Origin of the sequence: Allosalinactinospora lopnorensis (genome assembly GCF_000981225.1) — a bacterium.
Classification (GTDB): domain Bacteria; phylum Actinomycetota; class Actinomycetes; order Streptosporangiales; family Streptosporangiaceae; genus Allosalinactinospora; species Allosalinactinospora lopnorensis.
The window spans coordinates 1-9,898 of sequence record NZ_LAJC01000112.1 but is presented as its reverse complement, the minus strand read 5'-3'; the positions used below and the strand labels follow the sequence as shown (position 1 = coordinate 9,898).

Here is a 9,898-nt window from a genome sequence, read left to right as displayed (position 1 = left end):
GGCGGGGCCTCGCCGCGCGCGCAGGCGGCCACAGCGGCGTCGCCGTCCTCGTGCAGCGCCGCGGCGGCCCACTGCCGCGCGGCCTGATCGAGCGGGGATCCCGGAAGCCTCGCGAGAACGGCCTCGGTCGCCCCGTTCCCACCGTCATCCGGTGGCGGGGACTCGCCGGCGAACGCCTGAGAGCTCGTCGTCACCGTCGTCACCACACCCAGCTCCATTCTCGACCTTGCTCCAGCAGACTAGGACAGGACGGGTGAAAGCAGTAGACCGCGTTTGATCTTCGCAGATGTCCGACGCCGACGGCACATCCGGCGGGTGAGGCCGTTGTACCCCTATACGCCCACGAGGCGCCGGCGGTTGCCGTCCCACGTGAAGTGCAGCGTGGCGATGCCGGGGGCCGCGGGGTCGCGCAGGCACTCATAGATGTGCAGGCTCGGCACGCTCGGGAAGCATCCCCAAACCCGTTCCGAGGTGAGGACGAAATCCAGGTCGAGTTCGACGAGCAGGCCGAGCAACCGGCCGTGGGTGGGCTCGTCGACCTTGGCGAACGCGTCATCGAGCAGGATGAGCCGCGGGGCGTACCAGGCGTGGGCGGCCAGCGAGTCGAATTGGGCGGCCGCGGCGGCGAAGAGCACGAGGTAGGCGACGACCCTCTGCTCGCCCTGGCTGAGCGCTGTCCGGTGGCCGAGCCTGCGCTCGCGTTCGGGGTGCGCGGCGTCGGTCACGTAGACCGTGAAGGCGAACCACGAGCGGTAGTCCAGGGCCGCGCGCAGCCGGGCGCCTCCGGTGGCTGAGGGATCCAGCCGGCGGATCGCCTCGATGCAGCGGCGCAGCGCGTCGCGGAGCCGCGTGGTCTCGACACGGGTGCGCTGTTCCGGAGGGCGCTCCAGCAGGGGGACGACCGCGTGGATGTCCTCGTCGGCGTCGGGGGCGAGCCGCCAGTCCAACCGCACGCCGAGTCCCTGGGAGGTGGTCACGTTCGCGAGGACGTCGTTCATGCTGGCGATGAGCGCACGGGCCTCCTCGATCTGGCGCGAGAGGTGGCCGGCGAGCTCACCGAGGAGATGGCGCTCGAACGCCTCCTCCTCGCACAGCAGCGCGGCCTCTTCGGCGCGCGCGATGGAGTGGTCGAGGTGTTCCGCGTACTCGGTGATGTCGTGCGAACCGTCGTCGTGGTAGACCGTGACCCGCTTGATCCCGTGCGGTTCGGTGAGTTCGGGCCGGGCGCCGAGGGGGTTGCGCCACGAGGCGCCTTCGTCGGAAGAGGGGGCCGAGCGTGCGGCGGTTCCCGTGAGCAGCCCGTGCAGCTCTTCGCCGCGGCGCAGGATGCCGCTGTTGTCGACGCCCGCCTCCGCGCCGGGAGGGTCGAGGCTGTCTTCCAGCGCGGTGACGAGGGCGTCGAGCGTCCGCACGCGGGCGGCGAGCGCGCCGTCGGCGTTCTCAGCGTCCTCACCACCGGGTTCGGGGAGGCTCATCGGCCCCTCGGGGCCGGCGAGCCCGGTGAGTCCGGCCGCGGCGAGCAGGGCGGTGTCCGGCGCGCCCTCGGAGTCGGACAGCATCTCGCGAAGCGCGGCCCCGACAGCGATGACACGCCTGGCCTGTTCGGCGCGTTCGAACACGGCCGCGTCGAGCCGGGTCTCCGCGGCGACGCGCTCATCGCGGGCCTGCTGCGCGATGCGCTCCGCCTCGGGGAGCCGCCCCCCGGCGCTTTCCATACGCCCGCGGACCTCGCCCACGGCGTTCTCGATTTGATCCGGGGCGGCCGTGCGGGCCCGGTCGGTGAGCTCGATCTGCCTGCGCACGGTGATCATGTCGCTGATGGCGGACGTCCGCGCGTCCTCGGCCAGGATCCGGTCCGAGCGTGCGCGTTCCCAGTCCTCGACGTGTCGCTGGTAGTCGCCGAGTAGCACCGCGAGCGCTTCGAGATCGCGGTGGGCCGACGCGATCTGCACCCGCAGCCGTTCGAGTGTCGTAATGGTGCCGGTGAGGCGCCCGGCGTCGGTGGGGAGCGCGCCGGCGTCCGCTTCGGCGCTCGCACGCAGCCGTGAGCGCAGCTCGAGAACGGTGGAACGGGCCTTGGCGGCCTCGTCCTGCGCGGCGGCGTGCCCCCGTTTCGCGTCGGCCAGCCACGACCGCGCGTTGTCCAGGGCGGCCCAGGCACCGATGAGGTCGCGCCCGCTCGGCACCCTCCGGGAGACCTCGACGAGGGCGGCGTAGCGCCGCTCGATGTCGCCGCGGCGCTCCTCCGCCTCGGCGAGCAGCGCCTCCGCGATGGCGATGCGCCGGTCGATGTTGGCGAGATGCCGGTCGCGGGTATCGGTACGCGCCTTCTCGCCGATGTACTCGGGGGCCTGCTTGTGGTGGGCGCCGCCGGCCACACCGAGCCGCCACCGGCCGTCGAGGCCCACCGCGCTCGGCGCCTTCGGCGTCAGGGCGGTCCCATCGCGCCGGTGCTTCGCACCGGCTTCCTCCTCGCCCGGGGAGGGCAGCATCGCGACGGAGGCCAGCAGGGCCGCGATGCTCCGGTCGGTGACGCCGGAGGCGGAGTGGTCGACAGGCGCGAGCACGTCGAGCAGGGTGCGCCCGGTGGCCTGGCGGCCGGGGGTCAGCAGCAGGTCGCCGGTGGCCGGGTCCAGGACGGCTCCATCGGCGGCGATCCAGCCCGAGAGGAGCCCGCTGGCCTCCAGCGCGGCCTCCAGGCCGGCTCGCTCGGCCGCGGCCAGCCCGTCGGCGAAGTCCACGGCCAGGTAGAAGGGGACCCCGGCGGAGTCGTCCCGGTCGAACGTGGCCCAGGAGGGGGGCGGGGCGGCGATGTGCTCGGCGGTCGTGGACTTCCGGTCGGAGAGCTCGTCGAGCTCGGTGGCGAGCTCCCGTTCCTCCCCGACGGCGGTGTCGCGCCGCTCCCGTAGCTCCTGCAGTAGCGGGTCCACGATCTCGTGGGCGTGCCAGGCGGCCTTCTCCGGAACCTCGGGGTCGAGGACGCGCACGGCCTCGTCAAGGGGCAACTCGACCTGCTCCTCCAGCCGGGCGAGGGCGTGGGTCAGGTCGTTGTCGGGCGCGGAGTCGCGCAGCGTGGCGCTCCAGTCGCGGACCTGGGCGGCGTAATCGGCGCTGGCGGCCCGAACATCGCCGATGGCTTCCCGTTCGCGCTCACGTGCGCGTTCGAGTACGGCGTCGGCCGACTCCTCCTCCCCGGTCAGCGCGGCCTCGCGCCGTTCGGCGTCCACGAGCTCGGCGGCCGAGGCGCGCAGTTCGGACGCCGCCTTCATCCGTCCCGCGGCCCGACCGTCGGCGCCGCCCAGCCGGTCGTGCAGTCCGGCGAGCCTGCCGCGCAGGTCCGTGAGATCGATGCCGGCCACGGGCTCGCGCTCGACGGCCTGTTCCAGCCCTTCGAGGTCGACCTGGGTGACGCTCTCGCGCGGCGCCAGGAGGGTGGGCACCGGCTGCGGGACCTGGCCGAGCTCGCCGGCGTCGACCCCGCCGGCACGCGCGCTCTCGTCCGCTTGGGCGTGCAGGCGCTGCAGCTCGGACAGCGCGCGTTCGATCGCCGTGATGTCGGCGGCCACCTGCTGCCTGGCCCGCTCCTCGGTCGTCAGCGCGTACCCTCCGGCGGCCCAGGCGGCCTCGGCGGCCCGGATGTAGGCGGTGACGGCAGCGTAGCGCGCCTCCTGCTCCTCCTCGGTGGCCACCGGCGGCGCCGCTCCGGCGGCGTCGAGGGTCCCGGCGTCGGATGCCGCGGTGTCGCGGGTGCGCCGGAGCCGGTCGCGCTCCTCCTGCGCCGCGCTCTCGTCGGTGACGAGACGGTCGAGCTCGCCGCGGAGACGTACGACCTCGGTGTCGCGGCGCTGGTAGACGTCGATCTGCTCCCGGACCGCACCGGCCTGGCGGTACAGGGCTCCGTGCAGGTAGCGGCGGTAGTCGGCGAGGAACGTCTCGACCTCGCCCTTGGCCGCGCGCAGAGCGGACAGCCGCTCGCGTGCCTCCTCCAGGTCGGAGATGTTGCGCGCCACCGCGTCGATGACGGTCTCGTCCATGGGCGGCAGCGCCTCCGCCAGCACCGACACGAGCTCGCCGGCCTCCAGGCGTTCGCCGATGGTGGGGCGGCGCAACCGGTACAGCAGGTGGACAAGGTTGCGGTAGCGGACGGGATCGTCGATCCCGAAGAGGTCCCCCATCACGCGGGCCCGATAGGCGACCGCGGAGTCGTAGCAGTTCGAGGCGCCGACCTCGGTCCGCAGCCGCTCGACGGGCATCGGCCGGCCGTCAGTGACGAGCGCCAGGTCCACGCCGACGCGCTGTTCGGTGACGAAGAAGACACTGCGGGCCTCGGCGCCGGGGGAGGCGGTGATGGCCGCGCCGAGGGTGAGCCACCGCACCTCGTCGCCCTCCCCGTGCAGGGTGAACTCCACCCACAGGTAGCCCAGCACGGAGGTGTCCGGCTCGTCGGCCTCCTCCCCGTCGTCCGTACCCGGTTCCTCGGCCGCGGCCGGTTCGGGGGCGGTGCGGCCGTCCAGCAGCAGCCAGCGCAGGCTGGTGCGGCCCGTCCCGGTCGTGTCGAGGCGGCGCGCGTCGCCGTCGAGCAGGAACGGCAGCAGCATCTCCAGTGCCTTGGACTTCCCCGTCCCGTTGCGGCCGCGCAGCAGCAGGCGGCCATCGGCGAAGCGGAAGGTGTGGTCGTCGTACTGCCAGACGTTGCAGATCCCGGCCCGGTTGAGCCGGTAGCGCTGGGCGTGGACGGGAGCGAGCGACGTCGTCTCGGGCTCACCGGCGTCGCTCATCGACCGACCTCCGCTCCGTACATTGTCTTGCCACTCCGGCGGGTGGGTCCCGCCCGGGCCGTCCTGCCATTGTCTCGGATCCGGGGGACTGTCACGGGCGCGTCCACAAGACCCGCCCCCGCGCTCCGGGCGAACCGGGCCGTCATGCGTCTTCGCCCCTCCCCCCGGCGCTGCCGTCCGCATGGTAGGGCCGCCCGCCGTAGCGGGCCGCGGCCGCCAGCAGACTCCAGCCCTCGTAGCGCGAGGCATCAGGGGGCGAGCGCCGCATGAGCCGGGCGTCCTGGAGCAGTTCCAGGACCCGCGTGGTGAGGTCCTCCGGCTCGGGAACGTGGCTGAACGCGGTACGGGCCCATCGGCGCCGGGGGCCGGCTTCGGGGTCGAGCACCGCTGTGATCTCGGTCTCCAGCAGCTCCGCCGGAACCGGGACGGTCCACGCCGGGACGCTCTCCGGGGGGATCCGCGCGATCAGCCGTTCCACGAGCAGCAGGGCCGCCTGGCCGACCGGGTCGGAGCTGGGGAAGACGGCGACCCGTTCGGCCTCGGCGTCATCGGGCATGATCAACGCGATGCCCTCGGCCCGGATCTCGGCGTCGCACCCGAGGAGCGCGCCGAGTTCGGCGACGGCGCGCCACTGGTGGCGCCCCAGCCGCTCGCGTTGCCGCTCGGAGAGGTCGTCGCGGTAGACCACGGCGGTTTCGGCGAGCAGGCGGCGCAGAGCGACCTCGGCCGCGGCGTCCCCGGAGGGGTCCTCCCCCTCCATGTCCGCCAGGAACTCCCCTGGATCCGATGTGGAGAGCGGGAGGTGCGCGACCACGCGGCGGGTGACTTCGGGATCGACCTCCAGCCACGCGTCCTCGTCACCGCCGGCGGTGTGCGCGGCCGGCACGCCGCCGTGCGCGGTCACGGCCCCCAGACCGGCGAGGTGCCGCACCGCCGCCGCGAAGGCCCGGCGTTCACTCATCCGGTCCGTGGGGTCCAGGCCCAGCCCGGCTTCGGCCGCCGCCTCGCGCACATCGGCGGCGAGCCGCGATAGCGGGAGTTTCGGCGGGGCTTCGACCAGGACAGCGAGGCAGAGGGCGAGGTAGCTGTAGGTGCGCGGGGAGAAACGGGCCCCGCTGTGGCGGGTGAGCGGCTGCGTGACGGAGTGCACCAGTCCCTCTTTGGCCAGGCGCGCGTGCCCGGCCGCGACCGTCAGCTCATAGCCGAGCACCCGGTCGAACTGCTGGATCAACCAGTCGGAGTGGGTGCGGATGACGGCGAACTCGTCGGGGTGGGTGCGCGCGGTGATGACGGGGTCGGCGAGAAGCCGCCGTGCGGCGGTCTGGCGCTCGCCGGTGAGCGCGACGTCATCGCTGGACGCCATTTGTGTCATCACCCCCTAAGCGGTTCGACGGTCGCCGGTCTCGTTATCGGTGGTCTCCCCATGGTGGCGGGGAACCGGGTCTCATGCGCTCATGCCGGGTGTACGAGCGAGGCGGTGGTCCCGGCCGCCCGCCCGCTGTCCCCGGCGCTCTCCCCTTCCTCCACCGTGTGGGTGGTGTAGGAGGTGGCGCGCAGCCGCAGCCCCTCCATGGTGAGCTCGCCGCCGGCCCCGCGCAGGGTGACCGAGGCACCGGGCGCGCGCTGGGCGTGCAGCCGGATGTCGAGTTCGAGGTCCCCGGCCGAAACCGCGCCGCGGGTGGCGTCGCCCGAGCCGAGCGCGGCCGTGAGCAGCTCCATGAGCACCTCGAGGGCGGGGCTGGACAGGTGCAGCCGGGAGTCGTCCCCGGTGGGGTCGGCCAGCAGTCGGCGCACCTCCTGTGCCGCTGAGCGGCGCCAGTGGGCGGAGGATTCGGCGGCGTCGCGCAGCCGTGCCCGCTGGTCGCCGTGGTCCTGGGCGGGAGCGGCGGGCAGCGCTCCGGTCAGCTTCGCGGCCGCCGTGTGCGCCAGAGGCGCGTTCCACCAGCTCGCGATGGAGGTGACCGTCCCCGCTGCCTGGCCACCGAGGTGCCGCGCCCGGTACGCCGCGAACGCAGCGGTGTAGATCTCGTGCGCCGTCGCGGTGTCAGCGGCTTCGAACCAGCAGGCCAGGCGCAGCAGGGCGGAGCGGCCGTGCCGGGGTACGGGACGGCCCACCTCACCCGCGACTGGGGCGTCGCCCGCGGGGGTCGGCACCTGATTCGCTGAGTCATCCACAACTCTGCAGACTAAAGACCTTGGGCCACCGCCGCGCCCCCGGAAGCCCTTCCCCATGCCCTGCGAACGGCCCGAAACCGCTGACTGACCTGCTGTTTCGGATTCATCTCGATTTCTTTGCCCCATTCGGAGAAGACCACAACGGGGCGACGAGCTCAGGAGGCGGCCCCGCGGGCTACTCGCCGGCGGGCAGCATCAGCCGGCCGCCGTCGGCGTCCTCCATGCGCTGCTCCATCTCCCCGGGGAGATCGCCCGGGTCGGTCACCGAGTAGCCGCTGAAGTAGGTCGTGCCGCCGGTGGTCTCGGGGTCGCCGAGTTCGACGGTGACGCTGTAGGGGTCGTCCTGGCACTCGGGCAGGCACCAGGTGCCCGCCACCTCGCCCTCGGCCACCGCGGAGTCGCCCTCCAGGTCCGCCAGTCCAGCCCGGTGAACGTCGTGAACTCCGACGCGGTGAGCGCCTCGGGCTCCTGGTCCGCGCGCCCTTGCTCGTCGCCGTGGGTGTTGTAGACGAACACGCCGGTGCCGTCGGCCGCGGACCGTCGCTCTTCGGCCGTTCCCCGTTGGGCGGGGTGCTGCGCGGAGAGCTCATCCTTGGCGGCCGCCGCATCCCCGGCCTGCGCTCCGCAGCCGGAAAGGACCACAAGGGCCCCCAGCCCCCCTGCCACGGCCATGTTCGTGGGTCCCATTCCTCCTCCATGTGCTGTCCATGTTCCCTTACCGGTACCTCTACCGGCCCGGACCGCGCGCGACACACCTCGGCCGCGGCGGTGCGGCCCGTGCCTTCCTCGTCCCTGGGGATAGGGCGGGGAAAGCTCACCGGAGCCGCGGATATCGGGGGGTGCCCCGGCCGGCCCGCCGCAGACGGAACCGGCCGGGGACCAGGACCCCGCCGGGAAAGGGAAACGGGGTCCTCATACCGGGCTAGAGGAGGCCGAGGCTCACATCGAGGGTGGCGGCGTTCGCGTTCTCGTTGGCGTTGGTGTTCTCGCTAACAGCGTTGCTCTCGCTGTTCGCCTCCTGTGTCTGCTCCTGCTGGTTGATGATGTAGATGGGCGGGTGGTCGTGCACCTTCTCCTTCTCGTCGTCGATGGCGTGCGCCGGGGCGGCGGACAGCGCCAGACCCATCGCAGCACCCGCGACCAGACCGGCGATACCAAGCTTACGGAACATAAGAAATCCTCCCAGAAAAACAGAATTGAACGCGATATGAGCGACCCGGCACCGGTCAGGCACCATTAGTCGTCGCTCCTTAGATCTCAGGCGGCGGAACCATGTCGATCCCGTCGCCCTCCTCGGTGTCGCCGTTCTCGCCTTCCTCCACGTTGATATCCGTGTTGACGTTGTGGCTGACGGTGTCGCTGGAACCCTCCGTCGTCTGATCCTGCTGCTGCGCGGCCTGCGCCGGAGCAGCGGACATCAGAACACCCAGAGCGGCACCGGCAACCAGACCGGCCACACCAAGCCTGTGAAACATAAAAAACCCTTTCAGAAAAACCGGGAAAAGACCCGAACATCTGAACATAGGGGTCTTTACTCTCCCTCGGCGGCCGCTCACACGACCGCCCCTACCGCGGCTCGCCGATCGGAACCGCACCCAACGACCCGCGCAATTTCCCGCCGAAAAATGCATCGGCCGTTGGGAACAGCACCGACAACACACCGCGCACGAGAGGCCTCGGGCGACAACCCGCCGACCCGACGGCCACACAACAGCCGCCCGAGCCCCCTAGGACCACTCACATGGCCAGCCCCGCCAAACCGGCGTTACGCGACGGCGACGAGTTCGGCGCCGGCATCGGTGGCGGCGGCGTTCTCGTTGGCGTTCGTGTTGGTGTTCTCGCTGACAGCGTTGCTGTCACTGTTCGCCTCCTGCGCCTGCTGCTGGAAGCAGATGATCGGGCCCTTCTTCTTGGAACCGTGATCGGCCTGCGCCGGAACGGCTGATATCAGAACACCCAGAGCGGCACCGGCAACCAGACCGGCCACACCAAGCTTACGGAACATGAAAACCCTCCCAGAAACAACGGAAAAAGACCCTGGACCACCTGAAAATGCGGGCCTTCACTTCCCCCGCAGCGGCCGCTCACACGACCGCCCCTACCGCGGCTCGCCGATCGGAACCGCACCCAATGACCGCACCAATCCCCGCAGAAAAAGGCACACACGGCCACCGGGAACAACACCGATAACGACACCGCTTGAACGAAAGGCCCCGGGCACCACCCCGCCGACCCGGCGGCCACCGAAGCAGCCACCCGAGACCCCCACACCACAAGACCATTCACACAACCATGAACAGCCCCGACAAACCGCCGCTAGAGCAGGCCGGTGGTGACCTCGACGGCGGCGGTGTTGGTGTTGGTGTTCGTGTTGGTGTTCACACTTTCGGCGTTGCTGGCGCTGTTCGCCGCCTGCTCCTGCGCCTGCTCGTTGACGACGCCGGCCTGCGCCGGAGAAGCAGCCAGCGCCATACCCACAGCGGCACCGGCAACCAAACCGGCCACACCAAGCTTACGGAACATGAAAACCCTCCCAGAAACAACAGACGAAGACCCTGGACCACCTGAAAATGCGGGCCTTCACTTCCCCCGCAGCGGCCGCTCACACGACCGCCCATATCGCGGCTCGCCGATCGGAACCGCACCCAATGACCGCATAACCAACAGCACGGTTCGCCGCGGAAAACGACACACCGGCCATTGGGAACCACCCCGATCGACACCGCGGACGGAAGGTCCCGGGCACCACCCGGAAACCACCGAAGCAGCCACCCGAGACCCCCACACCACAAGACCATTCACACAACCATGAACAGCCCCGACAAACCGCCGCTAGACCACACCGGCCTCGGCGACAACGGAAGCCGTGTTCGTGTTGGCGTTCTCGTTGGTGTTCACACTTTCGGCGTTGCTGACGCTGTTCGCCGCCTGCTCCTGCGCCTGCG

At 71.4% G+C, this 9,898-nt stretch carries 9 protein-coding genes; all 9 read right to left on the bottom strand.

The annotated features are described in order from the left end of the window. Positions 1-194 (bottom strand): hypothetical protein (locus VS93_RS24840; protein WP_201776752.1); only part of this gene is annotated, 194 nt, incomplete at its 3' end. Positions 195-332: 138 nt separating this feature from the next. Beyond that, positions 333-4,778: a TIGR02680 family protein gene (locus tag VS93_RS24835; RefSeq protein ID WP_046472282.1), complete on the bottom strand. Its 4,446-nt coding sequence runs from the start codon at positions 4,776-4,778 to the stop codon at positions 333-335. Positions 4,779-4,920: 142 nt separating this feature from the next. Continuing rightward, a complete protein-coding gene (locus VS93_RS24830; RefSeq protein ID WP_052745978.1) occupies positions 4,921-6,141 on the bottom strand; it encodes a TIGR02678 family protein in 1,221 nt (406 codons plus the stop codon). A gap of 89 nt (positions 6,142-6,230) precedes the next feature. Then, positions 6,231-6,932 (bottom strand): DUF2397 family protein, encoded by a 702-nt coding sequence (locus VS93_RS24825; RefSeq protein WP_052745977.1) that lies wholly within the window; start codon positions 6,930-6,932, stop codon positions 6,231-6,233. Between the two features lie 196 nt (positions 6,933-7,128). Further along, a complete protein-coding gene (locus VS93_RS32175) occupies positions 7,129-7,344 on the bottom strand; it encodes a hypothetical protein (RefSeq protein WP_052745976.1) in 216 nt (71 codons plus the stop codon). Positions 7,345-7,875: 531 nt separating this feature from the next. Further along, complete coding sequence (locus VS93_RS24815; RefSeq protein WP_046472280.1) at positions 7,876-8,124, bottom strand: DUF1757 domain-containing protein; 249 nt, start codon at positions 8,122-8,124, stop codon at positions 7,876-7,878. Positions 8,125-8,203: 79 nt separating this feature from the next. Continuing rightward, entirely contained in the window at positions 8,204-8,371 is a 168-nt protein-coding gene (locus VS93_RS24810; protein WP_156185008.1) for a hypothetical protein, read from the bottom strand. Positions 8,372-8,718: 347 nt separating this feature from the next. Continuing rightward, complete coding sequence (locus VS93_RS24805; protein ID WP_046472278.1) at positions 8,719-8,958, bottom strand: hypothetical protein; 240 nt, start codon at positions 8,956-8,958, stop codon at positions 8,719-8,721. A gap of 311 nt (positions 8,959-9,269) precedes the next feature. Beyond that, on the bottom strand, positions 9,270-9,476 hold the full coding sequence (locus tag VS93_RS24800) for a hypothetical protein (protein WP_046472277.1): 207 nt from the start codon (positions 9,474-9,476) through the stop codon (positions 9,270-9,272). Between the last annotated feature and the right edge of the window lie 422 nt (positions 9,477-9,898).

Bases quoted from the DNA above. Each gene is read 5' to 3' on its own strand.
- VS93_RS24835 (WP_046472282.1), bottom strand. From the start codon at position 4,778: ATGAGCGACGCCGGTGAGCCCGAGACGACGTCGCTCGCTCCCGTCCAC.
- VS93_RS24800 (WP_046472277.1), bottom strand. From the start codon at position 9,476: ATGTTCCGTAAGCTTGGTGTGGCCGGTTTGGTTGCCGGTGCCGCTGTG.
- VS93_RS24805 (WP_046472278.1), bottom strand. From the start codon at position 8,958: ATGTTCCGTAAGCTTGGTGTGGCCGGTCTGGTTGCCGGTGCCGCTCTG.
- VS93_RS24815 (WP_046472280.1), bottom strand. From the start codon at position 8,124: ATGTTCCGTAAGCTTGGTATCGCCGGTCTGGTCGCGGGTGCTGCGATG.
- VS93_RS24830 (WP_052745978.1), bottom strand. From the start codon at position 6,141: ATGGCGTCCAGCGATGACGTCGCGCTCACCGGCGAGCGCCAGACCGCC.
- VS93_RS24810 (WP_156185008.1), bottom strand. From the start codon at position 8,371: ATGTCCGCTGCTCCGGCGCAGGCCGCGCAGCAGCAGGATCAGACGACG.